General features: G+C 58.4%; 24 protein-coding genes. 1 reads left to right on the top strand and 23 read right to left on the bottom strand.

Annotation, left to right across the window (positions count from 1 at the left end; all coding sequences use genetic code 11):
* Window positions 1–112: 112 nt before the first annotated feature.
* The 18 genes from EE36_RS00345 to EE36_RS00260 all read right to left on the bottom strand — a co-directional run bounded on the left by EE36_RS00345 (window position 113) and on the right by EE36_RS00260 (window position 18,913).
* Window positions 113–1,141 carry a phosphotransferase family protein gene (locus tag EE36_RS00345; RefSeq protein ID WP_039911249.1) on the bottom strand — a complete coding sequence of 343 codons (1,029 nt, stop codon included), beginning with the start codon at window positions 1,139–1,141 and terminating at the stop codon, window positions 113–115.
* A gap of 156 nt (window positions 1,142–1,297) precedes the next feature.
* Window positions 1,298–2,068 (bottom strand): SDR family NAD(P)-dependent oxidoreductase, encoded by a 771-nt coding sequence (locus EE36_RS00340; RefSeq protein WP_005848333.1) that lies wholly within the window; start codon window positions 2,066–2,068, stop codon window positions 1,298–1,300.
* Window positions 2,069–2,107: 39 nt separating this feature from the next.
* Entirely contained in the window at window positions 2,108–3,196 is a 1,089-nt protein-coding gene (locus EE36_RS00335; protein ID WP_005848332.1) for a CaiB/BaiF CoA-transferase family protein, read from the bottom strand.
* A gap of 9 nt (window positions 3,197–3,205) precedes the next feature.
* Complete coding sequence (locus tag EE36_RS00330) at window positions 3,206–4,363, bottom strand: acyl-CoA dehydrogenase family protein (protein ID WP_005848330.1); 1,158 nt, start codon at window positions 4,361–4,363, stop codon at window positions 3,206–3,208.
* A gap of 51 nt (window positions 4,364–4,414) precedes the next feature.
* A complete protein-coding gene (locus EE36_RS00325) occupies window positions 4,415–5,239 on the bottom strand; it encodes an enoyl-CoA hydratase-related protein (protein ID WP_005848329.1) in 825 nt (274 codons plus the stop codon).
* A gap of 106 nt (window positions 5,240–5,345) precedes the next feature.
* Window positions 5,346–6,125: an SDR family NAD(P)-dependent oxidoreductase gene (locus EE36_RS00320; RefSeq protein WP_005848327.1), complete on the bottom strand. Its 780-nt coding sequence runs from the start codon at window positions 6,123–6,125 to the stop codon at window positions 5,346–5,348.
* A gap of 21 nt (window positions 6,126–6,146) precedes the next feature.
* Complete coding sequence (locus tag EE36_RS00315) at window positions 6,147–6,908, bottom strand: SDR family NAD(P)-dependent oxidoreductase (RefSeq protein WP_005848325.1); 762 nt, start codon at window positions 6,906–6,908, stop codon at window positions 6,147–6,149.
* An 88-nt stretch (window positions 6,909–6,996) separates the two neighbouring features.
* The gene (locus EE36_RS00310; RefSeq protein ID WP_005848323.1) at window positions 6,997–8,244 is read right to left on the bottom strand and encodes an acetyl-CoA C-acetyltransferase; all 1,248 of its coding nucleotides are present in this window, start codon (window positions 8,242–8,244) and stop codon (window positions 6,997–6,999) included.
* 233 nt (window positions 8,245–8,477) lie between these two features.
* Window positions 8,478–9,782 (bottom strand): TRAP transporter large permease, encoded by a 1,305-nt coding sequence (locus tag EE36_RS00305; RefSeq protein ID WP_005848322.1) that lies wholly within the window; start codon window positions 9,780–9,782, stop codon window positions 8,478–8,480.
* The gene (locus EE36_RS00300) at window positions 9,775–10,323 is read right to left on the bottom strand and encodes a TRAP transporter small permease (RefSeq protein WP_005848320.1); all 549 of its coding nucleotides are present in this window, start codon (window positions 10,321–10,323) and stop codon (window positions 9,775–9,777) included. The genes EE36_RS00305 and EE36_RS00300 overlap by 8 nt, the downstream gene beginning before the upstream one ends.
* Before the next feature lie 75 nt (window positions 10,324–10,398).
* On the bottom strand, window positions 10,399–11,556 hold the full coding sequence (locus EE36_RS00295) for a C4-dicarboxylate TRAP transporter substrate-binding protein (protein WP_005848319.1): 1,158 nt from the start codon (window positions 11,554–11,556) through the stop codon (window positions 10,399–10,401).
* 134 nt (window positions 11,557–11,690) lie between these two features.
* On the bottom strand, window positions 11,691–12,851 hold the full coding sequence (locus EE36_RS00290) for an acetyl-CoA C-acetyltransferase (protein WP_005848317.1): 1,161 nt from the start codon (window positions 12,849–12,851) through the stop codon (window positions 11,691–11,693).
* A gap of 38 nt (window positions 12,852–12,889) precedes the next feature.
* On the bottom strand, window positions 12,890–13,681 hold the full coding sequence (locus EE36_RS00285) for an enoyl-CoA hydratase-related protein (protein ID WP_005848315.1): 792 nt from the start codon (window positions 13,679–13,681) through the stop codon (window positions 12,890–12,892).
* A 35-nt stretch (window positions 13,682–13,716) separates the two neighbouring features.
* Window positions 13,717–14,568 (bottom strand): crotonase/enoyl-CoA hydratase family protein, encoded by an 852-nt coding sequence (locus tag EE36_RS00280; RefSeq protein ID WP_005848313.1) that lies wholly within the window; start codon window positions 14,566–14,568, stop codon window positions 13,717–13,719.
* Window positions 14,568–15,899: an acyl-CoA dehydrogenase family protein gene (locus EE36_RS00275; RefSeq protein ID WP_005848311.1), complete on the bottom strand. Its 1,332-nt coding sequence runs from the start codon at window positions 15,897–15,899 to the stop codon at window positions 14,568–14,570. The genes EE36_RS00280 and EE36_RS00275 overlap by 1 nt, the downstream gene beginning before the upstream one ends.
* Before the next feature lie 46 nt (window positions 15,900–15,945).
* The gene (locus EE36_RS00270) at window positions 15,946–16,338 is read right to left on the bottom strand and encodes a DUF6285 domain-containing protein (RefSeq protein ID WP_005848309.1); all 393 of its coding nucleotides are present in this window, start codon (window positions 16,336–16,338) and stop codon (window positions 15,946–15,948) included.
* Entirely contained in the window at window positions 16,338–17,348 is a 1,011-nt protein-coding gene (locus tag EE36_RS00265; RefSeq protein ID WP_198005475.1) for a phosphotransferase family protein, read from the bottom strand. The genes EE36_RS00270 and EE36_RS00265 overlap by 1 nt, the downstream gene beginning before the upstream one ends.
* Window positions 17,345–18,913 (bottom strand): long-chain-fatty-acid--CoA ligase, encoded by a 1,569-nt coding sequence (locus tag EE36_RS00260; RefSeq protein ID WP_005848305.1) that lies wholly within the window; start codon window positions 18,911–18,913, stop codon window positions 17,345–17,347. Before EE36_RS00260 ends, EE36_RS00265 begins: the two co-directional genes overlap by 4 nt.
* A 398-nt stretch (window positions 18,914–19,311) precedes the next feature.
* Here EE36_RS00260 and EE36_RS00255 point away from each other — a divergent pair, with 398 nt between their 5' ends.
* The gene (locus tag EE36_RS00255; RefSeq protein WP_005848303.1) at window positions 19,312–19,956 is read left to right on the top strand and encodes a TetR family transcriptional regulator; all 645 of its coding nucleotides are present in this window, start codon (window positions 19,312–19,314) and stop codon (window positions 19,954–19,956) included.
* A gap of 40 nt (window positions 19,957–19,996) precedes the next feature.
* On the opposite strand, the gene EE36_RS00250 is transcribed toward EE36_RS00255, so the two are convergent.
* The 5 genes from EE36_RS00250 to EE36_RS00230 are packed head-to-tail and all read right to left on the bottom strand — an operon-like array spanning window position 19,997 to window position 25,393.
* Window positions 19,997–21,130: an acyl-CoA dehydrogenase family protein gene (locus tag EE36_RS00250; RefSeq protein ID WP_005848301.1), complete on the bottom strand. Its 1,134-nt coding sequence runs from the start codon at window positions 21,128–21,130 to the stop codon at window positions 19,997–19,999.
* Between the two features lie 12 nt (window positions 21,131–21,142).
* On the bottom strand, window positions 21,143–22,348 hold the full coding sequence (locus EE36_RS00245) for an acyl-CoA dehydrogenase family protein (protein WP_005848299.1): 1,206 nt from the start codon (window positions 22,346–22,348) through the stop codon (window positions 21,143–21,145).
* Between the two features lie 42 nt (window positions 22,349–22,390).
* Window positions 22,391–23,128: an enoyl-CoA hydratase/isomerase family protein gene (locus EE36_RS00240; RefSeq protein WP_005848297.1), complete on the bottom strand. Its 738-nt coding sequence runs from the start codon at window positions 23,126–23,128 to the stop codon at window positions 22,391–22,393.
* Window positions 23,129–23,172: 44 nt separating this feature from the next.
* Window positions 23,173–24,150, bottom strand: a complete 978-nt coding sequence (locus EE36_RS00235) for a nitronate monooxygenase family protein (RefSeq protein WP_005848296.1) — start codon at window positions 24,148–24,150, stop codon at window positions 23,173–23,175.
* A gap of 52 nt (window positions 24,151–24,202) precedes the next feature.
* Window positions 24,203–25,393 carry an acyl-CoA dehydrogenase family protein gene (locus tag EE36_RS00230; RefSeq protein ID WP_198005474.1) on the bottom strand — a complete coding sequence of 397 codons (1,191 nt, stop codon included), beginning with the start codon at window positions 25,391–25,393 and terminating at the stop codon, window positions 24,203–24,205.
* Window positions 25,394–25,416 lie beyond the last annotated feature (23 nt).

Below are 25,416 nucleotides of genomic sequence, written 5' to 3'. Positions count from 1 at the left end.
TCAAAGCGCACGAAGTCCCCGCCACCGAAAGCGCCGCAGACAAATAGCGGTCAGGTTCGAGATGTCTCGTTAAGATTGGGGGCTAGCAATCAGCCCCCTAATGGAGTTCTCGTCAGCCGCGCTCAATCACTTCCAAACCACGTCTCGCGAAACATCTGGCAAGATGTACGGGGTCCGCACCGTCCGCGCCCGCCGCATTGCCCGCACGCACGCGGTCGGCGATGCCCACCCAGATGACCGAAAACCGGAACAACGCGAAAGCCTTGTGAAACGAGGTCAGCGGTGGCAGGTCGGGGCAGTGTGACATGTAGCGCTCAACGAATGCCTCTTCGGTCGGCAGGTTTTCTGCCGCGAGGTCCAGCCCAAGGAGTCCGCCGTATTCTTCGGGCGCCGTGTGCCAGGCCATGCAGCAATAGCCAAGATCGGCAAGCGGATGCCCCAGCGTAGAAAGCTCCCAATCCAGAATGGCGGCCACACGCGGTTCGGTCGGATGAAAAATGACGTTCCCCATCCGGTAGTCCCCGTGGGCGAGGCTCACCCGTCCGTCATCCTGCGGTTGATGCTCGACAAGCCAGGCCGACAATTCATCCAGCTCCGGGATCGGGTCGCTCTGGCTTTCTTCCCACTGTCGTGACCAGCGCGCGATCTGCCGGGCAAAGTAATTTCCAGGTTTGCCATAATCCTCCAGCCCTACCGCTTCGGGGCGGACGTTGTGCATGGCGGCCATCGCGTCGGCCAAACCCATCCACAAGGCATGGCGCTCCGCTTTGTCTGCCGCCGCCAAGGCACCATCAGCAAAAACCCGCCCTTCGATCCGCTCCATCAGATAAAACGGGGTGCCCAAAAGATCAGGGTCCGCATGATACAGGATCGGGCGCGCCACCGGGACGCCTTGGGGGTGCAGCGCCTCGAGCACGCGGTACTCGCGATCAATGGCATGGGCCCCCCGCAAAATCGGGCCGCCCGGTTGTTTGCGCAAGACCAGCCGTACGTCCCCGCGGGTGACAAAATACGTCGGGTTCGATTGACCGCCCGCAATCCGCTCGATCGTGACCGGAGCCTTGCCTCCGAAAGTTTCAGCAAGGAAATCGGCAAGCGCTTCCGGCTCGAAATCCATTGCACCCTTTGTTACCGTATCCATACGCGCCCCCATATCCCAAAATCCCGTCGTTCTGTCTTTATGCTACCGGCAATGCGGTCGAATTGGCCGATCCACAGATATGACATTATGGCACCGGTTTGGGCTTTTGATGTAGATCGAATTCTATTCGTTGTTCTTTACGCCCATGACGCCAGCTCAGAACACCATATACCCGCCGTCTATGATGAAATCCTGACCGGTATGCCATGCGCTGGCATCGCTCATGATATAGGCCGCAATCGCGCTGAAGTCCGACCCCTGCCCCAGACGCCTTGCAGGAATTCTGGGCAGCACCTTGTCGGCGAACGCCTGCGAGGCAAAGCTTTCGTCCGTCAGCGGCGTTTCGACAAACCCCGGCAGAATGCTGTGCGCGGTCACACCGTAGCGGGCATATTCCACCGCCAGCGATCGGATCATCGAGATCAATGCGCCCTTGGCAGCCGCATAATGCTGATTGCGGGGCATGCCGTTCAAGGCACCGATACTGGAGGTGCCGACCAAACGCCCGAACCTGTCACCGCCTTCGGCACGCTCCCGCATATGGGCGGCCGCCACACGTAGGACGTAATAGGCACCATTAAGGTTGATATCGATCATTTGCTGCCAATGCGCATCCTCGGATTGGTCAAAGCCCGAACTAGGCGTGGAAAATCCGGCATTGGCAAAGCAGCCATCGACGCGACCATGGTAGTTCAGAGTGGCGGCGAATGTGTCATTCACGGCCTCTGAACTGGTCACATCGCAGATGTATGCGCTGACCTTTGTGCCATGGGTCGACAGCGTTTCAACCGCTTGAGCGTTCTTGTCAGCACTTCTGCCCCAAATGGCAATATCGCAGCCGCATTTGGCAAGCCCCTCGGCCATGCCCAGACCAATTCCGCTGTTGCCGCCGGTGATCAAGGCGGTTTTTCCTGTCAGATCAAACATGTGCAGCCTCCATGCGGCAAGAGTTTCCCGCCGCGATGTTCATTCGGACTTCGGAGCATCATGCAGCGCTCGGCGGATCGCCGCAGTGTCCCCGCCCATTGCCTTCGGCGTATTGATCCCTGTCGGTTTGCTACGCGAGAAACGCGGCGCAGGTGCGGCCTGCAAAACACCATCCACCTCCACCAGCGTTTGACGCGCGGCCATATGAGGATGGGATGCCGCTTCATCCATGCTCAGCACGGGGGCCACACAGGCATCGGTCCCACTAAAGATGCCGGACCACTCCGCCTGTGTCTTGCTTGCGAAAGCCTGTGCGTAAAGCTCGGCACGCTCGGCCCAGTTTGAAGGGTCGTTCTGATCGGCACTATGCTCGGCGGGCAGCCCGGCCTTCTCCAGCAGCAGGGCAAAAAACTGAGGCTCTAGCGGGCCGACAGACATGAACAGATCGTCCTTGGTCCGATAGCAGCGATAGAAAGGCGCACCCCCGTCCAGCAGGTTGGACGCGCGGTTTTCGCTCCACGCGCCACGCGCTTTGAAGGTGTGGAAAAGGCCCATCATCGCGCTTACGCCATCAACCATTGCTGCATCGACCACCTGACCTTTGCCGGATGTCTGCCGCTCGAACACGGCGGCAAGGATGCCAAGCAGCAGGAACATCGTGCCCCCGCCATAATCCGCGACCAGATTCAACGGCGGCGGCGGCGGATTATCAAGCGTGCCCATTGCAGCCAAAGCACCCGTCAGGCCAAGATAGTTGATGTCATGCCCCGCCGATTGGCTCAGCGGTCCGTCCTGCCCCCAGCCCGTGATCCGGCCAAAAATCACCGTCTCGTCAAGGTCATCTGGCCCGAGCCCCAACCGTTCCATCACGCCGGGCCGGAAACCTTCGATGACGATACCAGCCCGGTTGATCAGCGCCTGCGCGGTACTACGCCCCTCTTCAGATTTCAGATCCAAAAAGACGGACCGCTTGCCGCGCCGGTTGACATCGGTTTTGTCAGCTGGCGCTTCGGCGCGGTCGATGACGATCACATCAGCGCCCAGATCGGCCAGCAACTGCCCCGCCAAAGGGCCGGGACCGATCCCGGCCATTTCGATGACTTCCAGGCCTTTCAGCGGTCCCGACATGACTAACCCTCAGCCCTTTTGACGATCATCCAGCCCAAGGCCGCGACCGATGATTTCACGCATGATCTCGGACGTGCCAGCATAGATACGGCTGATCCGCGCATCGACATAAAGCCGAGAGATTTCATACTCTTCCATATATCCAGCACCGCCGTGCAATTGCAGGCAGGCATCAATGATTTCGCCTTCGATCTCCGATGTGAACAACTTGGCCTGCGCTGCCATTTCCGCAGTGCATTCCCCATCTATATGGGCCATCGCACAATGATCGAGGTAGGCCCAGCCGACATCGAGTTTGGTGCGCGCATCAGCCATGACAAAGCGGCTGTTCTGGAAGGTGCCGACCGGTTTTCCGAAGGCCTTGCGCTCTTTGATGAACTCCATCGTGATCTCGAACGCACGTTCCGCACGGGCGAGATAGCCGTCCGCCCCCACCAGCCGCTCTTCGGCTAGATTGGTCATCATCAATTTGAAACCATCTGTCCCATCGCCAACCAGATCCGATGCGGGCACTTTGACGTTATCAAAGAACAGCTCGGACGTATCCTGCGCTTGCAGCCCCATCTTCTTGAGGTTCTGACCCTTGGAGAAGCCTTCTGCCCCTTCTTGAACCCAGAACAGCCCGATAGAGCGCGGGTTATCGGGGTCCGTTTTCGCAGCGATCAAGTAGAGACCAGCAATCTGACCGTTTGAGATGTAGGTTTTTGACCCGTTGATGACCCAATGGTTCCCCTGCCTTTCGGCGCGGGTTTTGATCGCCGCAAGATCCGAGCCGCATCCCGGTTCGGTCATGCCGATCGCAAGAATGGTGTCGCCCGAAACGATCCCCGGCATGTACCGGTCGCGCTGATCGTCGGTGCCGAACTTTTGCAGATAGGGTGCCACGATGCGGTTGTGCAGCGTGATGAAGAAAGAGCTTTCCACCTTGCCCAGTTCTTCGTTGAGAACCATGTCAAAGCGGAAATCATCAAGGCCCATACCGCCGTATTTTTCATCGGCAAACATCGCCAGAAAACCGTTGTCCCCAGCGGATTTCCAAGCTTCCTTGCTAACGTGTTTGTTCTGACGCCAGCTTTCGGCATGGGGGGCAACTTCGGCCGCGATCCATTTGCGAACGCTGTCACGAAACATATCGTGCTCTTCTTCAAAAATACGTCTTTTGATCATGGGACATCCCTCGTTGCTTTGATGGGTCTGGGCATCGGTGGCACAAACGGCTTAGCTATTTGTCCAGTTCGGCGCGCGTTTTTCGACAAAGGCTTTGACGCCCTCTTTACCGTCGTTGGATTTTAGCACGACGTCAAATTCAGCCGTGTTGCCCGCGAAGGCTTCGGGCAGACGCTCGATATCTTCTTCAAGGGCGTTGAGCACCCGCTTTGACGCCCTGACGGCAGTCGGCGATACCATCGTGATCTCCTTGGCGATTTCACGTGCGATATCCATCGCCGTCTCGCCTTCGCTCGCGACGCGGTTAATGATACCCAGCTCACAGGCACGGTCGGCTGTAATCGCACGGCCTGTCAGGATCAGCTCCATCGCGGCTTTACGACCAATCTGGCGCGTGAGACGTTGCACGCCACCCGCCGCTGCGAACAGGCCAACCTTCACCTCGGGCAGCGCGAATTTCGCATGGGCATCCGCCACGGCAATATCGGATGCCAGAACGATCTCGCATCCACCGCCCATTGCCACGCCATTCACCGCCGCGATAACCGGCTTTTCCCGCCCCCAGCGATCAGTGAGACCGCCAAAGCCGCTGCTGGCGGGTTCAATATTCTGCCCTTCGCTTGTGGCTTTCAGATCGTTGCCCGAGCAAAAAGCTTTGTCCCCGGCCCCGGTGATGATGGCAACCCACAGATCCGGGTCCTGCTCGTATCCATCAAAGATATCGTGCAATTCCTGATGCGCCCCGCCGTGGAGGGCGTTGTAGCGATCCGCGCGATCAATCGTAATTTCAAGGACATGGCCGTCACGCTTGACCGAGATATAGTCGAAATCGCGCGCCCAGATATCCTTGGTATCTTTGGTTTTTACGTCAGTCATTCCATTCTCCATTTTCCCGCGGCGCAGTCAGGTTCCCACGTCGACTTTTGCAGTGCCGTGATGTGGCAGGAGGGACCGCCCCCTCCCCCAACGTCACAGCGGCCAATCAGCGCGGTGCCATCCTGATAGCACCATCCAAGCGAATGTCTTCGCCGTTCAGGTAGGGATTGCGCACCATTTCGAGAGCCAGAGAGGCATATTCTTCCGGCTTACCAAGGCGAGCAGGGTTGGGCACCATCGCCCCCAAGGATTGCCGAACGTTTTCGGGCAGGCTCATCAAAAGCGGCGTCTCGAAGAGACCGGGCAGGATTGTATTGACGCGAATATGCTCGGCCGAAAGGTCACGGGCGATTGGCAAAGTCATACCAACAATCGCGGCTTTCGACGCCGAATATGCGACTTGGCCGACCTGACCGTCCTCTGCCGCAACGGAAGCGGTCGAGATGATCGCGCCACGCTCTCCGTCCTCTGGGTCGAGGGTCATCATACCCGCGGCGGCCTTCACGGTACAGATAAAGGTACCGATCTGGTTTACCTCGATAACCTTGCGATATTCAGCGATTGGGAACTGGGAAATCCCACCAGTCTTGCGATCCCGACCAGCGGTCTTGATCGCGTTGCCGATGCCCGCGCAATTGATCAGGATACGTTCCTGCCCGTTGGCCACGCGCGCCTTTTCAAAGCCAGCGTCGACGCTGGCTTCGTCCGCCACGTTCACCTTGCAAAACACGCCGCCCAATTCAGATGCAATGGTCTCGCCCGCTTCCTCGTTCAGGTCAAACAGTGCGACCTTGACGCCATGTGAAGCCAACGCACGCGCTGTGGCAAGCCCCAGACCGGAGGCGCCCCCAGTGATGACTGCCGAGATTGAGTTATCAAGTTTCATTTGCGTTCTCCGTAAGTTATCTCAAAGGGCATTGATGCTATGACCGCCATCCACGGTTATGGTCGCGCCGGTCATGTAGCTGTTCTGTCTGGCCGCCAGCATGAGCAATGGAAGATTCAATTCCTCCATAGCCCCAAACCTGCGTTGCGGAATGCGCGCAGCCATGCGGTTCCCCGCTTCGGATCCCAGAAAATCCGCATTCAACTCTGTCTGGAAATAGCCCGGTGCCAAGGCATTGACTCGAATGCCGTCACGCGCGACCTCAATCGCAAGCGACTTAGTCATATGAATAACGCCGGCCTTGGTTACCGCATACGCCCCTGATTTGAGCGCAGTTCGCGATGCTGTAATTGACGCAATGTTAACGATGGCCCCGGCTGTCTTCTCTTTGCGAAACATTGCGACAGCCTGTTTGGACACACGCCAGACCCCGCTCAGGTTGACATCTATCAACTGCTGCCACTCGTCTTCATCCATATCGGCAAGCCAAGAATTCTGACCGATACCCGAATTGTTAATAACGATTTCACAGGGTGGCATATCCGCAAACGCCGCCTCAACCGCTTCGGGAGAGCCCACATCCATTTGAACAACGTGGACATCACGCCCCATCGCACGCAATGGCGCTGCGACCTCCTCCAGCTTGTCTGTGCGTCGCGCTGCGAGAACCAGATCAGCCCCTTGCGCCGCAAGAACAGAAGCGAAATGTGCGCCCAGGCCGCTGGATGCTCCTGTGACGAGCGCTCTGCTTTGGCTCAAGTCGATACTTAAGGGTGGGGTCATTCTAGGTCTCTTCTTGGGGTCGTCTCGTTTCGAGGGAGCCAAAATTTGCAGAGGGCGATCATGACCAGCCCTCTGCACGGATAAAGGCTTACACCCGCTCGATGATGATTGCGGGGGCCATGCCACCGGCCGCACACATCGTGATCAGGCCATACCGACCACCAGAACGCTCTAGTTCATCCAAGGCAGTACCGATCAGAATGGAACCGGTCGCACCGATAGGATGACCGAGCGCCATCGCGCCGCCGTTGATGTTCACCTTGGAACGGTCGAGCTTGAGATCCCGAATGAACTTTTCCGCAACCACGGCAAAGGCTTCGTTGATTTCATAAACGTCGATATCGTCAGTGGTCAGACCCGCTTTCTCCAGAACCTTGCGTGCTGCCGGAACAGGAGCGTTCAACATCAACGTCGGATCGTCGCCAATGTTCGCCGTCGCTACGATGCGCGCGCGTGGCTTCATGCCTGTCTTTTTTACATAGCCTTCGGACGCCAGCAAAAGCGCCGCCGCGCCATCCACAACGCCAGAGGAATTCCCCGCATGGTGAATGTGCTGCATTTTCCCCTTCAGCTCAGGATAGCGCGCATAGATCATGTCGCCGTAGGTCGTCCCCTTGTCGTCAATCGGGAACTCCATGAACTTGTCGAAAACCGTGTTGAGGGTCGAAAGAGAGTCAAGCGTGGTGCCCGGGCGCGGGAATTCTTCCTTGTCCAACACCAGTTCGCCGGTCTCGGGGTCGCGCACTGGTACGATAGAACCGTCGAAACGCCCTTCGGCGATGGCTTTGGCGGCGCGTTCTTGGCTCGTCACGGCCAGCTGATCTGCTGCAGCGCGATCAATGCCTTCAATCGTCGCGATGGCGTCTGCACTGCAGCCCTGCTGGGTCTGCGGGTGCTTTGCGCGCAGGCTCAGATTGCCCGCGTCCATCATAAAGGGTTTCTTCGGGTCAGCGATCTGCGCGGTATAGCTCATCATTTCGGTGCCGCCCGCGATGACGACATCCTCCATCCCTGACATGATCTGGGCTGCAGCCAGCGAAACCGTGGTGATCCCGGAGCCGCAGAAACGGTCAAGCGTGACGCCTGACGCTTTGACGTCATAGCCCGCATCCAGCGCCGCCATGCGACCAAGGTCGCCGCCCTGCTTGTCTTTTTGCGTGCTCGTACCCCAAATGATGTCATCCACATCAGCCGTGTTCAGATCGTTGCGATCGCGCAGCGCGGCTAGGACAGTGGCCCCCAAGTGTTGAGGATGCAGGTGCGCGAGCGCGCCCTTCCCGACCTTCCCAACACCGCGAGGGGTGCGGCAAGCGTCAATGATATATGCTTCAGCCATTGAGGGTTTCCTTCTCTAAAGTTCAGCTGGCTCGCCGCCTGCCGTTTGCTTCGTGCCCAGTTCACCGCCGCCTAAACCGACAGTTAAATTCATTCACTGCAGGCATCTCACCACAGCATTAATTAGTCAAGTAGTTAATTAAGTTAACTGCGCGAATAGTCTGCTAGTTATAGCGCCGCCTCGTCCACAAAGTGAGGCGACGCTATAAGTTTTGCGAGGGAATTCGGTGCGTCTCACTTCATGATTTCGGGCAAGAACAGTGTGATTTCAGGCCAGATCGCCAGCACCGCCAGCACCACTAGGTCCATAAGGATAAACCACATCACGCCACGGAAAATTTGGGTTGTTGTGGCGATGTTCCCGACGACACCCTTGATGACAAAGATATTCATCCCGATGGGCGGCGTCACCATCCCGATTTCCAACAGTTTTGTGAGCACGATCCCGAACCAAAGCAGTGACCAATCGGCGTCCTGCACGATCGGCAGAACAATCGGCATCGTCAGCAGCATCGCGCCAATCGGCTCAAGAAACATACCAAGAATGAGATAGACCAGTATGATCCCAAAGAGGATCATGGCCGGATTGGCGGATAATCCGATGATGGAGTCTGACAGGTAATCTCCGGCACCCGACAGGGTCAGAAATCTTGTTAGCAATGTCGCGCCAACGCCGATGACGATCAAGGCAGCAGTCGTAATCATCGTTTCCTCAACGGCAAGCCGGAAGCGACGCCAATTCAGTGTCCTGCGTGCCAGCCCCACCAAACATGAAAGGAACGCGCCAATCGCGCCAGCCTCTGTCGGGGTGAAAGCACCAGAGAAAAGCCCGCCAAAAATCCCGATCATGACCACGACAATCGGCCAGGTATCCTTGAGCGCCGAAAGACGCTCTGCCCATGAGGCGCGAACCCCTACGGGTGCCATAGCCGGATTAATTTTGACCCGAACCAGAATGACCACGCAGTAACCGATCGCCGAAATCACCCCCGCAGTGATGCCGCCCAGAAACAACTGCGGCACTGATACCTGTGCGATGACACCATACAAAATCAAGATGATCGAGGGCGGGATCAAGGCTCCGATGGTGCCCGCGACGGCAACTGTGCCTGTCGCAAGTTCGGCATTGTAGCGCGCGCGCATCATCTCGGGGACGGCAATACGCCCCATTGCCGCGGCACATGCCACGGACGACCCGCATACTGCCGCAAAGCCTGCAGAACCAAAGACCGCCGCAATGGCAAGCCCGCCCGGGAGCGCTGACGTCCATACCCTTGCGGCCCTGAACATCCCTTGGGTCAGCTCAGCATGATAACAAATAAACCCAAGGAGCAAGAACATGGGGACCGAGCTAAGCACCCAGTTTGCGGAAAACTGATAGGGCATGACCGCAAGCGCGCCCCAGGCAACCCTCCAACCCAAAAGAACATAAAGCCCGCCAAAGCTTACCCCGATCAAAGCAACGCCGATAGGAACGCGCAAGGCAATCAGGACAAACAAAAGCCCCAAGCCACTGAGACCAATACCGATATCATCCATTTGCAAGCTCCTCCGCTGGCAATTCGCCATTCATGTCAGGGCCAAAAGTAGATTGTGCGCCTCTGGCAATCGCCTGCGCACGCCATAGCGCGGTTACAGCCATCAATCCGCAGCCCAAAGGCAGCGCAAAATAGCTGGGCCACACAGGGATGGTCAGCGACCCTTGCTGGATTGCCGCGCTGATTTCCATTTTGTGAATGGCTTCTATCCAGGTACGAACCGTGACGAACCCGAAAACAATCGCAGCCAGAAACGCGGCCATCGCAGCCAGCCCGCTCTGAACATTGCGCGGCATCAGCTCGGTGAAGACTTCGACAGAAACATGGGCATCGCGCGATTCAGCCACCGCCAGCGAACAAAAGCCAAGTATCACCATGTAATAATGGGAAACGATGGTGATCGTACCTCTGATCGGCGAATTAAAAACAAACCGCAAAATTACATCGGTCGTAATGTGCAACATCATGAGCGTTACGCAGATGATGCCGACCAGTCCCATTACCGAGACCAACGGTTCAAGCACGCGTTGAAAAAGCTTCATTCGAGCCTCACTTGTCTGTGGGATGAAGATTGCTGCACCGTCGGAAAACGACGTACCGTCGGTGCAGCAGATCGCTTACTGCCCGTAGGTCGATACATCGACCTTCGACAGAACTTCGGTCCAGTAAAGATCGGACAGCGCATCAGCATCCTGCACGTCTTTCACCAAACCAACCCATTTGGTCATGAGCTCACGCACCTTCGAGACACTTTCTTCACCGCCCGTAACGCCACGCTCGGCGTAGATGTCAACGACGTTCGAGATGTCTTCGTTGATCCACTCAACGCTTTGCGCGCGCAAACTTGCTTCTGCCTCGTGGAAAGTGATCCCCTGTTCCTTGGCCTTGGCAATGTTGTCTCGTGCCTCACCATAATAGGCCCAGTTCATTTCCGCCGCCACGACGGCAGACCCTTTCAACATCGCGGTTCTGCCTGCGTCATCAAGGCCAGCCCATGTATCGGCGTTCACATTTGTAAGACCTGATACAAAGGAAGACCCCGGCAGGTTTGTCGTGATGTCTGTCGCCACATCGATAAAGCTGAAGTTCGTCAGCTCCGACGCTGATGATGCAGTACAGTCAATGACGCCCTGGTTCAGCGCCTCGAAAGTCTCGTTGATCGAAATGGAGACGGGCGTGGCCCCCATCGCCTCGATCCAGCGGCTCCAGAAGGCACCAGGCGTGCGGATACGAGCACCCTTCAGATCCTCGGCCGAAACGACCGGTTTTGTGCACTGCAGCATGTAGGGGGGTGTCCCCGCACCCGCTGTGTAAACGTGGTTCTGGGCCGCAAACTCGCTCAAGCAGTCGCCACAGTTGAACATGACGTACTCCATGATCGCGCCGGTGAAAGCAAAGGCCATCCGATCAGGGTCGCCTTCCACCACTTCACTAAAGCTAGCCAGCTCGGTCACGAAGTTTGTATTGGGGAATTCGGATAGGAAATACGGTGTCAAAACAGTTGTTATGTCGGCAATCCCGTCACGTACACCCGATGTCGACTCCAGAAAGTTAAGCAAAGATAGTGGGAAAACCTTTACCGTGACGTCCCCGCCAGATGCCTCTTCTACGGCACTGGCATAGGTCTCGATCGCCTCTGTCGGCAGCGCGCCTGGGGGCCAGCCGATCGCATAGCGTAAATCGCGCGCCTCGGCCGATGTCGAGAATGTGCCCACTGATGCTGCTGCAAGAACCAAAGCAGACGCGCTGCTTTTGAACAATTTAGAAAACTTCATTTAACTTCTCCCTTTGATTGTCAGTAAATCGTCGGGTTTACCCCGACTTTATTGGTGACTGTCTGTGCTCCGAAGCCACGCAGCGGAGCGGTCATTCGGCTGAGATACTCCACGAACCGCAGCCAGAATTTAGGTTAAAGCGCTTCGACGATGGTGACATTCGCCAGCCCGCCGCCCTCGCACATGGTCTGCAACCCGTAGCGTTTTCCGCGGGCGCGCAATCCATGCACCAATGTCGCCATCAGCTTGGCGCCCGAAGCGCCCAATGGGTGACCCAGCGAAATGGCACCGCCATTGACGTTCAAACGATCAGGGTCGGCACCTGTGTGCTTGAGCCAAGCAAGAGGGATCGAGGCAAAGGCTTCGTTGACCTCGTAAAGATCAATCTCGTCGATCGTCATGCCTGCGCGGGCCAAGGCGCGATCGGTGGCGAAAAGCGGCTCTTCGAGCATGATCACCGGATCGCCACCCGTTACAGTCATCGACCTGATCCGTGCGAGGGGGGTCAGCCCGTGGGCCTTGACCGCCGCGGCACTGGCAATCAAAACCGCCGAGGCACCGTCGCAAATCTGGCTGGCGTTGCCGGCGGTGATCACGCCGCCCTCTTTCAGCGTCTTCACGCCGGCCAGCGCCTCCATCGAGGCGTCGGCACGGATGCCTTCATCCGTCCGGTGAATTTCACCATTCTCGAGCTCAAGCGGCACGATCTCCTGATCGAACGCACCCGCTTCTGTGGCCTTCGCCGCGCGCTGATGGCTCAGCAAAGCAAAGGCATCAAGATCCTCGCGGCTGAAGTTATGCTTGCGTGCAATCGCTTCGGCGCCGGAAAACTGACTAAAGGCCACGCCGGGATATTTGGCGTCAAGACCCGGCGACTTGGCCGAGCCGGGCTCGAAGTTTCGCGTAAAGACGCCTGTAGTCCCCATCGGTACCCGCGACATGGATTCAACGCCCGCAGCAATCACCAGGTCCTGAGTGCCGGACATGACGGCCTGCGCCGCAAACTGGATCGACTGCTGAGAAGAGCCGCATTGACGGTCAATCGACACCGCCGGCACGCTTTCGGGCAGGGACGAGGCCAGCACGGCGTTGCGACCGATGTGCAAACCTTGTTCGCCGCTTTGGCCGACGCAGCCCATGATAACATCCTCAATGGCAGCGGGATCGATGCCGGTATTCTGCACCGTGGCGTCCAAAACGCGCGCGGCCAGATCGACGGGGTGCCACCCGGACACCTTGCCGCCACGACGGCCACCAGGGGTGCGCAATGCAGAACAGATATAAGCCTCGGTCATTTTATTACCTTCCTTTACGTAGGGCGCAGAACGCCTGCTTAGCCGCCGAAACGCGCGGCACGCTTTTCCATGAATGCCGCGACACCTTCGGCAAAATCGGGGTGATTGCCCGCGTCGCGTTGTAGAACACGTTCCAATTGCAGGGTTTCGGTGAAACTGGAATCCGCCGCTGCCCATGCAGATTGCCGGGTCAGCGCCAGTGCACGGGTTGGCCCGTCCGCCAGTTTCTGCGCAATCTTCATCGCTTCCGCCTCGACGGCGTCATCCTCGAACAACCTGGTGATCAGGCCCCACTCAAACGCTTTTTCCGCCGGTAGTTTTTCTGCAAGCATCATCAACTCCATTGCCCGCACCCGTCCGACCGAGCGCGTCAAAAACCACGCTGCGCCGCCATCGGGAACCAGCCCGATCCGCGCAAAGGCCTCAAGAAAATAGGCCGATCGACCGCAGGTGATGATGTCACCCGACATCGCCAGAGACGCACCTACCCCCGCCGCCGCACCGCGCACCGCTGTGATGAAAGGCACTGGCAAGGTCCGGATCGTTTCAACCAAGGGGTTGAAGGCGTCCTCTAGTGTTTGACCTGCATCCAGTTCCCCGTCACCGGGGGCAAGATCGCCGGACAGGTTGGCCCCAGAGCAAAATCCGCGCTCTCCGCCCGCCAGAATGATGCACCTGGAAACCTTGGCTTCGGCACGCAGCACTTCGCGCAGGGACAGGGCCATCTGCGTATCCATGGAATTCAACGTCTTGGGGTCATTCAGGCGCACCGTGCTGACACGCCCCTCGCGGGTGACTGCGAGACGGTCATCAAGGGTAGAAGTTGTCATCGGCGGGGCTCCTTTAATTTCGGGGATCGGGTTGGCTATTGCCATTTCGGTGCCGTCCAATCGGGAAAGATGTCGGGCAAATCTGTACTGACCTTGTCGGGAAAAACCGCCGGACGCTTTTCCGTGAAACTGCGCACACCCTCTGCGGCATCGGCGGAGGCGCTTCGCAGTTCAATCGCAAGGCTGTCGACGCGATGCGCCTGCATTGGGTGATCGGCACCCAACATCCGCCACATCATCTGACGTGTCAGCGCGACAGAAACCGGGGCGTTGTTCGCGCCTATTTCCTCGGCCAGTTCCTGCGCGGCCCCAAGCAGATCGGCGGGTTTGTGGACCGAGCGGACCAATCCGGCGGAAAGTGCTTCCTGCGCATCAAAGATGCGACCCGTCGTGCTCCATTCCATCGCCTTGGAGATGCCGACAACGCGCGGCAGAAACCACGATGAACAGGCCTCTGGCACAATGCCACGGCGGCTAAATACGAAACCGAATTTGGCATCCTCGGAGGCAAGCCGCATATCCATCGGCAACTGCATCGTGGCACCAACGCCGACAGCCGCGCCGTTGACGGCGGCGATCACAGGTTTGAGGCTGTCAAAAATGCGCAAGGTCAACAGACCGCCGCCATCGCGCACGATGCCGTCGCCTACCTTGCGCTTTTCCACATCCACAAAGCCCTTGGTCCCGCCGGAAATATCCGCACCGGCGCAAAATGCCCGGCCCGCCCCGGTCACCACAACAGCGCGCACAGCGTCATCTGCATCGGCCACATCAAAGGCGTCGATAAGCTCTTGCATCATCTCAATCGTGAAGGCGTTCAACTTTTCCGGCCGATCAAGGGTGAGCGTCATGACCCCGTCCGTCAGATCAGTGCGTACAACAGCCATCAGTTCTCTCCCTTTAGCGGTGCCGCAACGCTACGCGGCGTCGGATCGGGAATGTTGCCGCGTCGGGGGCCAAGGTAGCCGAACAGCCATGCGCCGACTTTTCGCATCTGGATCTCTTCTGCGCCTTCAGTGATGCGGTAACGGCGGTGATGACGGTAGATATGTTCGAACGGTTTGTGCCGGGAATATCCGATGCCGCCATGAATTTGCATGGCGCGGTCTGCGGCCTCGCAACACAGCCGGTTGGCCTGATAATTGCACATGCTCACCTTGGCAGACAGTTTCTTGGCGACCTCGGGGTGTGGCATGCGGTCCATCTCCCAGGCTGTCTTGCGGATGAGCTGGCGCAGCATTTCTGCCTGCGTGGCTAGTTCGACCAAGGGGAATTGGATCGCTTGATTTGTCGCCAGTTCTTTGCCGAATGGTTTGCGGGCGCGGGCATAGCGCACGGATTCCTCGATACAATATACCGCAGCCCCCAGCGAACTCGCCGCCTGCCGGATGCGGTTTTCATGCACAAACGCCTGCGCCAGCGCCAAGCCGCCGCCCTCTGGTCCGAACATCAGATCATCCGGCACCCAGACGTCGTTGAAACTGATCCGCGGATGATCGGTGGGCATGTTGAAGGTCCAGAGATATTCCTCGATCTTCAGCCCCGGTGTCTGGGCAGGAACCAAGAAAGCAGTGATCCCATCCGCCGCGCCATCCTCGCCAGAGGTGCGCGCGAAGGTGACGCAATGGGTCGCGGTGTGCATCCCTGTGGTCCACATTTTTTCACCGTCAATGCGCCAGCCGGATTTGCCATCGCGGGTCTCGCGCACAGCACGGGTTTCCATATGTGTGGCATCCGACCCATGCGCTTCCTCGGTCAACCCGAAGGCCATGCGGATGTCGCCACTCAGCGCGCCCGAGATAAATGTCTGCTTTTGCGCCTCTGTCCCGAAATCGCGCAGCATGACGATGACCGGGAAATTGCCAATTACCGAATGCTCTGACTGCAGGTCGTTGAACAGCCCCAGCCCCTTGGCGGCCATATGCTCGCGCACGACGGCCATGGCCAGATTGCCGCCGTCCTGCCCGCCGAATTCAGCAGGCAGGGAAAAGCGATACAGCCCGGCCTTGTCGGCGCGGTGGACGGCTTCGGCCATCAAGGCTTCCCACTCGGGCCGTGGCAACCCGCCGTTGTCAAAATCGGTGCGCGCGTATTCCCGGCGATGGTCGAAAAACCGTTCGTTATCGTCCTCGGCCTGCAGCGGCATGATTTCTGCTTCGATAAACGTATCAAGGCGGGTCACAAGATCGGTAATTTCAGAAGGTAGATCAAAGTTCATCTGCGGGTGTTCCTTGTGTCGGTTGGCGGTGGCTTTTGTTGGTCTGCTACGGCAGCCCTCGCCTGCGCTGCGCCAATGCCCGCAAGCGGGCTGCCGCGGAAAACTCCGGTTGATCGATGTCGATCTTGTTCAGCGTGGTTGCGATCAACAGGTCCGACAGCCCCGGCGTCGATAGATCCGTTTCGCCATTTTCGATCTGTGCGCAAAGACGCGCGGTCAACGCGTCCAGCCCGCCCGTGTCACCCACCAGCGCCGACAGCATCCGGGCCTCCTCGCCTTCGGACGGTTCCGCCCCGATCTGGCGCCGGACCAGTTCAACCGCGCCTGCCGCGACCTTGGCCTCGAACCGGGCATGCGCAGGCAGTGCTTCCGCAGCGGTGTCACGCAGCCATGCAGCAACGGCCGCCAAAATCGCGTCGGGGCTTGGCTGGTCCTGCATCATGCGGCCCCTTCCAGCAGATGAAGCAACAATATCGCTTCTGTTTCCGAGGCGCGCCGCGCGATCACATGACGTTCCACGCTGGTGTCAGTACCTTCGCGCACCCACGCGGCCATCTCTTCGATGATGACACCCCACCGCAACGCCGACAGTATTTCCCACCACCGCACCGTAGCCGGATCGACAGGATCACCCCCTGCCGCTTCATACCCTGCAAACAAATCCTCGCGACGGCCCAAACCGCCAACGGGATCGGCATTACCAAAGCGCCAGCTTTCCATGCAAAGCCAACCCATGTCGGCCATCGGATCACCGATATGCGCCAGTTCCCAATCCAGAACGCCGCGTATCCCTTCAGGACCAAACATCAGATTGCCCATGCGGAAATCCCCATGCACCAGCTTTGGCGCGCGCGGCTCTGGCGCATTTTCGGCCAGCCAGCGCAGCGCCAGCGAAAAGACCGGGCGCGCGGCACCGAATGCGCGGTGTCGATCGCCAAGATCATCCAACACCTCGCGCGGAGACAGCACGGGAATGGGCAGGCCAGTCGGGTCGCTCTGGTGAATTCTCGCCAGAACTTTACCGGCCTGACGGGCGAACTTCGCCCGCGCCGGGGCATAGCTGTCGTCGCGCAGGATGCGATGGGGCAGCGCCTCCCCGTCGATGCGTACCATGACAAAGCCTGCACCGATGCCGTCATCTGGCGTCAGCTCATGTTCGATCTGTGGTGCGGGTACGCCTGCTGCAACCACGCGTTTGATCACTCGGGCTTCGGCCGCCATGCCGATGCCGGTGCCGCCCGACCGCGCCGCGGCAGGTTCGCGGCGCAAGATCAAGTGGTGCCCCTGCCCACCATCCATCTGGAAAGACCAGGTTTCCTGGCTGGCCCCGCCCGATAACCGCCGCAGCCCCTTGATACCCTGCGCCGAAGGATCGAGGGTGGACACCAGCCGCGCCAATCCGTTCTCGAGGGTCGTCTGAGGATGCAAGATGTCTTGTGCTGCGTTCAATTCACCTGCCGCTCGCGGCCCTCCCAATAGGGCGCGCGCAGGTCGCGCTTAAGCAGCTTGCCGGACGCATTGCGCGGCATCACGTCGATGACGTCAATCGCCTTGGGACATTTGAATGCAGCGAGCTTACCGCGCATCCAAGCCAGCACTTCTTTCTCGTCAAGGGTTGCATTGGGCTTGAGTGTCACAACAGCCCGAACGGCCTCGCCCCACTTGGGGTCAGGCACGCCAATCACAGCTGCCTCACTGATGGAGGGATGCGCATATAGCGCGCTCTCCACCTCGGCCGGGTATACATTTTCGCCGCCGGAAATGATCATGTCCTTGATGCGGTCGTGGATGAACAGGTAGCCGTCCTCGTCAAGATAGCCCGCATCGCCCGACAGCAGCCAACCGTCGTCGCGCAGCGTCTTGGTCGTCGCCTCCGGGTTCTTCCAGTATCCCAGCATATTTGCCGGTGCTCGGACGGCCACTTCGCCGATCTCGCCAGCTTTGACGGGTTTCCCGTCTGGGTCGAAAATAGCGATTTCACACCCCATCGCGGGCCGCCCGGCGCTACGCATCCGCTCGGATCCCTCGGGCACGTGGTCCTCCGGCGGAAGTATCGCAATCGTGCCCGTCGTTTCCGTCATGCCGTAACATTGGATAAACTGGCAACCAACGACTTCGATGGCCTCTTTCAATAGCGGCAGGGGCATGGGCGCAGCACCGTACATCACGGTTTTGACACAAGAAAAATCGACGCGCTTTGCTTCTGGGTGCTGGATGACGATCTGCAAGGCAGCAGGCACTACGAACAGCTTTGAAACGCGCTCTGTGTGGATTGCATCAAGGGCCGCAACAGGGTCAAACTCTCGGAGGATGACGCTGGTACAGCAGTTCACAAAGGCGATTGTCCAAAAACCAATGCCGCCGATATGCGCCAAGGGCATCGCAACAAACCCAATATCCTCGTCGTCCCAGTGGTCATAGATATGTTTAACAGCCAGGGAGTCCAGTTTCGGCTGTAGCAAGTTACTGTGGCTCAGGAGTACGGCTTTCGGCACACCGGTGGTGCCGGATGTAAACAAAACCATAGCCGGATCATGCGTTGAAGCGCAGTCAGCGGCAGGCTCGCTCGACTGAGCATCACGCCACGCCTCGTATGTTTCCCAAGGTCCGTCGCCCTCCTCCATAGCGAGGATCTGAATGTCCGGAAGTGCTGCGTTGATTTCCTTGATCGCTTCCGAGAACTCAGGCCCGAAGAAAAGCATCTGTGGAGGGTATTGACGTAAAATCTCGATGATCTCGGCAGGTGCAAGTCGCCAGTTCAAGGGCGCGAACATCCCACCGACGCGCGTCGCGCCGATGAAAATCTCGAAGACGTGGTCGCAGTTTTTCCCAAGGTAAGCGACGACTTTGGCGTCAGCCCTGTGCAAGCCGTGTGCAACCTGATCGACGTGACGATCAAAATCCTTGAACGTCGTATCGCGCCCTTCAAACCGATTGCAGATCTTGTCAGGTGCGCGCTGTGCAGCGCTTCGTGCGACCGCGCTAATCGAGCTCATTGCCTCTGGATCAATCATCTCGTCTCCTCCCGACGTTACCGACATCCTCATCGCACGGCGGACGGTACCGCGCTGCGACACAGCCTTCTTGGTATGCGAAAACGTCGCGCTTAGTTACCAATCGTGATGAGCGACCTCCCAGACCAAACACATCACATAGGCATATTAGCTACGCAGTTAAGTTTCGCCTGTAAAGTGGTAATTGTGTAGTTAATGAGGTTTTTGAAACCATGCGCCACCGCTATAAAGAACAGTAATATCACAAACTCTAATGCGATCCCCCAGCAGACGTCGTCGCAAAGGAGGCGCGACTGGCAAGCTTCAATGGCTTCTTGGCTTGAAGTGCGACCGAATCGTCCGTGACATTCTGATCGGCACTAAGTAATAAGGTTCTACCTACAGGAGTTAGTTGAGCAATGAATTCAAAGGTAGCCGCAGTCACCGCACCACTCGAAGAACGTGCGTCAACAAGAGATGATTTGCTCACCGCCGCAAGCGAGCTCATGTGTGAACGGGACACCTTGCTGGTGCCCATTATCGATATTGCGGCGAAGGCTGGGGTGAACTCTGCTTTGGTGAAGTATTACTTCGGCAACAAAAGCGGCTTGATGCGCGCCCTTCTTCACCGAGATCTGGCGGAAGCAGTCACCCAGCTTGAAGCCTTGGTCGAGATGGACATGCGCCCGACCGCGAAGATGCGGTACCACCTTTCCGGTCTCGTCAACATGTACTTCAAATACCCTTACTTGCAGCGCCTGCTGACCGCGACGATGCGCGACGAAACCGAAGAAGTCAGACGGACCATGATAAAGTCGTACATCGAACCGATCCACGACGCTTACAAGCGGATGATTTCCGAAGGTGTCGCGGCAGGAGAGTTCCAATCTGTCGACTACAAGTTTTTCTACTTCATCGTCATTGGCGCTTGTGACCAGATATTTTCGTCCCGAGAAGTGCTGAACTATATGCACGGCGTCGATAGAATTGATGACGACATACGCCGCTCCTATACGGAGCAGATGATCGCGGTCATCTTGGGCGGCCTAATGGCGCGTAGCTGATATCGCGGAGGTGAGATAGCCACACCTCCGCACCATATTTCTACGCGTCAACAGTGGCGAGAGATTTGCCGACCGCACGGAAGTGATACTCACTATCTCCGAACAGCGCATTGATTGTCAGGATACGCTTATGAAAGTGACCGATGCTGACCTCGTCCGTCATACCGATGCCGCCATGGGTCTGAATAGCCGCTTCGCCGATGTCCCGTCCCAATGTGCCGATCTGCCCTTTCAGGATCGAAATATCCGGCGCGCCTGCCTGTCCGGCATCCATCAGCGCCGTCGTGTACAGCAGGCAGGAGCGAGCCTTTACATAGGCGATCTTCATATCCGCCAAGCGGTGCGAAATGGTCTGAAACGTGACGATAGGCGTGCCGAACTGTTTGCGCGTCGATGCATATTCGCTTGTCAGTCGCAGCAAGGCCCCCATAGCGCCCACGGCTTCAGCGCAGAGCGCGACGATTGCCCTAGAGATCACTGTTTGCAGCACGCTATGGGCATCTTCGGCGATCCTGCGCTCGGACGGGATTTGAACCCCATCAAAAGTGATATGCGCGGCGTGGCGGCCATCAATGGTAACGAAAGATGTAATGCTGACCCCTTGCTGTTTTGGATCGACCATAAACAGGGATAGGCCATCCTTGTCAGGTGCCGTGCCGCGCGTTCGTGCCGATACGACAAGCGCTTCGGCCTGCGCACCCCCAAGGACCATCCGCTTTTCACCGCTCAGTGTGAATCCGCCCGCTGCCTCGGTTGCGGCCAAGGAAACAAGTGCCGGATCCGCGGTCCCCTTGCCTTCTTCATGGGCGAAGGCTGCCGTTTGTTCACCCGTTATGATTTTGGAAAGTTGCGCTTGCGCAGCAGGGCTATCGGATTGCGCCAGACAAGACCCCGCCAGCAGGATCGAAGAAACATAAGGCTCGATCAGCAGATGCGCCCCAAAGGGTTCAGCCACAGCAACGACATCCGCCATCGACCCACCAAACCCGCCAACCTCTTCGGCGAAAGGCAGGCCAAGAATACCCATCTCGGCCAGTGCCTGCCAAATCTCGGGCGACCACGGGCGGCCGGATTGCAGCATTTTCTGACGGGTCTCGAAATCATAGCTCCGCTCCAAAAGGCGCTTCACGCTCTCTTGCAGCATCTTCTGTTCGTCGGTCTGAGAGAAATCCATCTGAGTACCCTTTCAAGCGATCGGCAGGCTGCGCGCGATCAAGTCGCGCTGAACCTCATTGGTGCCCGCATAGATCGTCGTCGCGCGGCTGTTGAGGTAAAACGGCATGGAGATCAGATCTAGCTCGGTCCCCATCGGATCCACACCCGACCCCACGGTCAGCGCGTCAAGCTGCATGGACAGACCTTCCAATCCGGCCACCCGCGTCATCATCACCGATACACGCTGGATCAATTCAGAGTTCATGGTTTTGGCAATCGAAGGCAGCGCCGGGTCGTTGATCATCTCGTCCCCGCCCATAATCAGCCACTCGAACTGGGCCAGCGTCGCGACATCCGCGTACAATGCGCCCAGGTCGCGCTGGAACACCGGGTCGTCAGACAGCTTGCCGCCAAAGGGGGATGTTTCATCCTGCGCTGCCTCGGTGATCCGTTTCAGATAGCGGACCAGAACGGGGCTGTTGGCCGATCCGTTGCGTTCGTGCTTCAGCAGATGTTTCGCAACGCTCCAGCCTTCGTTTTCTGCCCCGACCCGACCGGATTGCGGCACTCGGACATTGTCGAAAAACACCTCGCAAAATTCCGCATGACCATCCAGCCCCTTGATCGGGCGAATGTCCATTCCGGGAAAGTCGGTTCTGTCCAGCAGCAGAAAGGTGATGCCCTGCTGTTTTTTGCCCTCGCTGCTGGTGCGCACCAACATGAACATCCGGTTCGATTTATGGGCGAAGGTTGTCCAGATCTTGCTGCCGTTGATGATGTAATCATCCCCATCCGCGACCGCGCTGCATTTCAGCGATGCCAGATCGGAACCGGAGTTCGGCTCCGAATACCCTTGCGTCCAGTAATCCTCGCCCGACAGGATCCGGAGCAGGTATTTGGCCTTTTGCTCTTCGGTGCCCAAGTCGATCAACAACGGCCCCACCATCTTGAGCGAGTTCGGGAGCAAGGGCGGCAGATCCCGCTTGCGGTATTCCTCCTCGAAAATGGTGCGCTGCTCGGCGGACCAGCCTGTACCACCATATTTCTCGGGCCAATCGGGCGCGGCCCAGCCTTTTTCGTTTAGAATGGCCTGCCAAGCTGCCCCTTGTTCAAACGGTGCAAAGGCGCTGGTGGTTTTGCGCCCGGCTTCGCGGATCGCGTCGGTGGGGGCCGTGTCCAGATAGGCTGCCACCTCTTCCCGGAACGCGTCCAGTTCCTCTTTGGTCTGGGTCGTCATCCTGCAATCCTCCTGAAGAAATTCGTCCGAAACGCGCCGGATTTACTTTTTGGTGAAGGCGGCGATCCGCTCCGCCATGTCCGGGCCGATGCCGGCAGTCTCCATCACTTCCCACTGCAATCCCGCATCCATCGGGCGCATGTCTGTCGCTTCAAGCAATTGCTTGTTCGCGGCATGGGAAAACGGGGAATTGGCGATGATGCGGGCCACCAAACGTTCGATCTCGGCGTCGAACCGATCAAGCGGAACCGCATACTCGGCCAGCCCGATCCGCACCGCTTCATCTGCGTCGATCATGTCCGCCGTAAACATCAGCCGCTTGGCTGTTGCGATGCCCACACGCCGGGGCAGCCGCTGGCTCATCCCCCAGACTGGGGTCAGGGCCCATTTGGCGTGGGTGTCACCGAAACGGGCGGTATCCGCCGCGACGATGAAATCAGCGGCCAGCGCCACTTCGAGCGCGCCGGTGTAGCAATGCCCATGCACCGCGGCGATCACCGGCTTTGGTAGTTTTTCCATCAGCCGCAAGGTTTCGGAATGCCACCCCGCAGAGGGCACATCCTCCCCTTCGGCAATATCGCCAAGGTCATGGCCCGCCGAAAAACACTTGCCCGCGCCGCGCAAGACAACGCAACGGACCGCGTCGTCATCGCGCAGATCAATAATATGCTGGCGCAGCTCCTTGAACAGCGAGACGGTCAGAGAGTTCAACTTCTCCGGCCTGTTCAACGTCAGAACCGTCCAACCGTCCTTGTCCTCGCGAAGTACCAATTCAGCCAATGTACTCTTCCCTTTCCCAAACCGTCGGGCATCAAAGGCGGCCCTTACGCAACCAGTCGTGCAAGCCGTGTAGAGATGATGGATTCTGCGTCCGCCACGATCCGCGCGATCAATGCCTCGCAGGTGGGGATGTCGTTGATCAGCCCTTGCACCTGCCCCGCCCAGATCAACCCCCGGTCGAGATCGCCAGACATCAAGGCTTCGCGGCCTTTGACGCCGGAAACATAGGGTTGGACATCGCCAAATGCGGCACCCGGTTTCGACCCGATCTCGACCACCATGTCGGAGACCGAGTTTTTGGCAACGCGGCCCGTGTTCTTGAACCCCCGGAAAATCAGGTTGGTGTCCCGTTCCCCGTTCGCCACCAAAAACTGTTTAACCTTCTCATGGATCGGCGATTCTTTCGTTGCGCAGAATCGCGTTCCCATATTGATCCCGTCGGCCCCCAGGGCCAAAGCAGCGGCAAGCCCGCGGCCATCGCCGAACCCGCCTGACGCCAGCAAAGGCACATCAATCTGGTCAGCAGCAGCAGGGATCAAAACCAGACCGGGCACGTCATCTTCGCCCGGATGGCCCGCACATTCGAACCCGTCGATAGAGATGATATCGACCCCCATCTTGACCGCCGAAAGCGCGTGACGGACTGAGGTGCATTTGTGCAGGATCGTAATGCCATGGGCCTTGAAATCCTCCACATGCTCCTGTGGCCGGCCGCCTGCGGTTTCTACGATCTTGACCCCCGCTTCGATGATTACACGGCGATAGTCACGATAGGGCGGCGGGTTCACCGATGGCAGCACGGTCAGGTTCACGCCAAACGGTTTGTCCGTCATAGTCTTGCAGCGCTCGATCTCTGCGGCCAGGGCGTCAGGCGTTGGCTGGGTCAGGGCGGTCAGGATACCAAGCCCCCCGGCATTCGAAACCGCGGCAGCCATCTCGGCGGTGCCGACCCACATCATGCCACCCTGTACAATCGGGGCTTCAATCCCCAGCATTTCGGTGACCCGCGTATGAAGAGCCATCAGAGTATCTCCGCTTTCATAATGGTTGAATTCAGACTGAGACGGACAGGGCTCATTCGCCCTGCGCCTTTTTCCAATCCCGTTTAACCTTTTTGGCCAGCGACCATTTGTGCACTTCGGTCGGGCCGTCATAGATCCGGAACGCGCGCACTTCGCGGAACACCTGTTCGACGATCGTATCGCCGGTCACGCCCTGCCCGCCCATCACCTGAACGCAGCGGTCCGCGACCCGCATCAGCGCTTCGGAGACAGCCACCTTTGTCATGGAGCTTTCGACCGTACCCAACTCGCCGGTATCCAGCACGTCCGCGCACCAGTAAACCATCTGCTCGGCCTGCTTTAGATCGATCATATTCTCCGCCAGCATAAAGCCGACGCCCTCGTGGTCCACCAGCGGTTTGCCAAAAGCCATACGCCGGTTGGCATAGTCGCTCGCGATCTCATTGGCGCGGATCGCCGCACCGAGCCAGCGCATGCAATGGGTCAGACGCGCAGGCGACAGACGCACCTGAGCATAGCGGAAACCTTCACCGCTTTCGCCCAGCATCTGGCTCGCAGGGACCCGCAGATTGTCGATGTTGATGACCGAATGTCCGCCGATCATGGAATCGTCGATGGTGTCCAGCACCCGTTCAATCCGGATCGCGGGATCAGGCAGATCAACAAGGAACATGCAGGCCCCATCCTCAGATTTTGCCATGACAATGCCAAGCCCCGCCCCATCGGCGCCGGTGATCAGCGTCTTGCGCCCGTTGATAACCCAGTGGTTTCCGTCCATCTTGCAGGTCGTCTGCATCATCATCGGGTCAGACCCGGCACCCCCTTCGGCCGCGGGCTCCGTCATGAAAAAGGCGGATCGCATCTTGCCTTCGACCATCGGCGCTAGAAACCGCTCTTTCATCTCGGCCGATCCGACCTTGCCCAGCAGATACATGTTGCCCTCGTCGGGCGCGCCCACGTTGCAAGCGACCGGACCGAGCGGCGACAGGCCCGACCGGATCAACACACACGCTGTTTCAAGGTGGGTCAGATGCGTGCCGTCCTCGAGGATATGGGGCGTCATCACCCCCGCCTGTCGGGCCGCCTCCTTCATCTCGTCGCCAAGCGCTTCCGTCGGGCCGTGGCTGTTGCGGCGGCCGTCCTTTTCATAAGGAACGATCTTTTCGCGAACGAAAGCCTCTACGCGGTCGGCGATTTCCAACGCCCGTTCGGACATCCGGCTGTTATCGAGGGTAAAAGTCATTTTCGGTGATCCAGTTCTTGTCA

Origin of the sequence: Sulfitobacter sp. EE-36 (assembly GCF_000152605.1) — a bacterium.
Taxonomy (GTDB): Bacteria; Pseudomonadota; Alphaproteobacteria; order Rhodobacterales; family Rhodobacteraceae; genus Sulfitobacter; species Sulfitobacter pontiacus.
This window is presented reverse-complemented; position numbering and strand designations above follow the sequence as displayed.

Bases quoted from the DNA above. Each gene is read 5' to 3' on its own strand.
- EE36_RS00345 (WP_039911249.1), bottom strand. From the start codon at position 1,141: ATGGATACGGTAACAAAGGGTGCAATGGATTTCGAGCCGGAAGCGCTT.
- EE36_RS00340 (WP_005848333.1), bottom strand. From the start codon at position 2,068: ATGTTTGATCTGACAGGAAAAACCGCCTTGATCACCGGCGGCAACAGC.
- EE36_RS00335 (WP_005848332.1), bottom strand. From the start codon at position 3,196: ATGTCGGGACCGCTGAAAGGCCTGGAAGTCATCGAAATGGCCGGGATC.
- EE36_RS00330 (WP_005848330.1), bottom strand. From the start codon at position 4,363: ATGATCAAAAGACGTATTTTTGAAGAAGAGCACGATATGTTTCGTGAC.
- EE36_RS00325 (WP_005848329.1), bottom strand. From the start codon at position 5,239: ATGACTGACGTAAAAACCAAAGATACCAAGGATATCTGGGCGCGCGAT.
- EE36_RS00320 (WP_005848327.1), bottom strand. From the start codon at position 6,125: ATGAAACTTGATAACTCAATCTCGGCAGTCATCACTGGGGGCGCCTCC.
- EE36_RS00315 (WP_005848325.1), bottom strand. From the start codon at position 6,908: ATGACCCCACCCTTAAGTATCGACTTGAGCCAAAGCAGAGCGCTCGTC.
- EE36_RS00310 (WP_005848323.1), bottom strand. From the start codon at position 8,244: ATGGCTGAAGCATATATCATTGACGCTTGCCGCACCCCTCGCGGTGTT.
- EE36_RS00305 (WP_005848322.1), bottom strand. From the start codon at position 9,782: ATGGATGATATCGGTATTGGTCTCAGTGGCTTGGGGCTTTTGTTTGTC.
- EE36_RS00300 (WP_005848320.1), bottom strand. From the start codon at position 10,323: ATGAAGCTTTTTCAACGCGTGCTTGAACCGTTGGTCTCGGTAATGGGA.
- EE36_RS00295 (WP_005848319.1), bottom strand. From the start codon at position 11,556: ATGAAGTTTTCTAAATTGTTCAAAAGCAGCGCGTCTGCTTTGGTTCTT.
- EE36_RS00290 (WP_005848317.1), bottom strand. From the start codon at position 12,851: ATGACCGAGGCTTATATCTGTTCTGCATTGCGCACCCCTGGTGGCCGT.
- EE36_RS00285 (WP_005848315.1), bottom strand. From the start codon at position 13,681: ATGACAACTTCTACCCTTGATGACCGTCTCGCAGTCACCCGCGAGGGG.
- EE36_RS00280 (WP_005848313.1), bottom strand. From the start codon at position 14,568: ATGGCTGTTGTACGCACTGATCTGACGGACGGGGTCATGACGCTCACC.
- EE36_RS00275 (WP_005848311.1), bottom strand. From the start codon at position 15,899: ATGAACTTTGATCTACCTTCTGAAATTACCGATCTTGTGACCCGCCTT.
- EE36_RS00270 (WP_005848309.1), bottom strand. From the start codon at position 16,338: ATGCAGGACCAGCCAAGCCCCGACGCGATTTTGGCGGCCGTTGCTGCA.
- EE36_RS00260 (WP_005848305.1), bottom strand. From the start codon at position 18,913: ATGATTGATCCAGAGGCAATGAGCTCGATTAGCGCGGTCGCACGAAGC.
- EE36_RS00255 (WP_005848303.1), top strand. From the start codon at position 19,312: ATGAATTCAAAGGTAGCCGCAGTCACCGCACCACTCGAAGAACGTGCG.
- EE36_RS00250 (WP_005848301.1), bottom strand. From the start codon at position 21,130: ATGGATTTCTCTCAGACCGACGAACAGAAGATGCTGCAAGAGAGCGTG.
- EE36_RS00245 (WP_005848299.1), bottom strand. From the start codon at position 22,348: ATGACGACCCAGACCAAAGAGGAACTGGACGCGTTCCGGGAAGAGGTG.
- EE36_RS00235 (WP_005848296.1), bottom strand. From the start codon at position 24,150: ATGGCTCTTCATACGCGGGTCACCGAAATGCTGGGGATTGAAGCCCCG.
- EE36_RS00230 (WP_198005474.1), bottom strand. From the start codon at position 25,393: ATGACTTTTACCCTCGATAACAGCCGGATGTCCGAACGGGCGTTGGAA.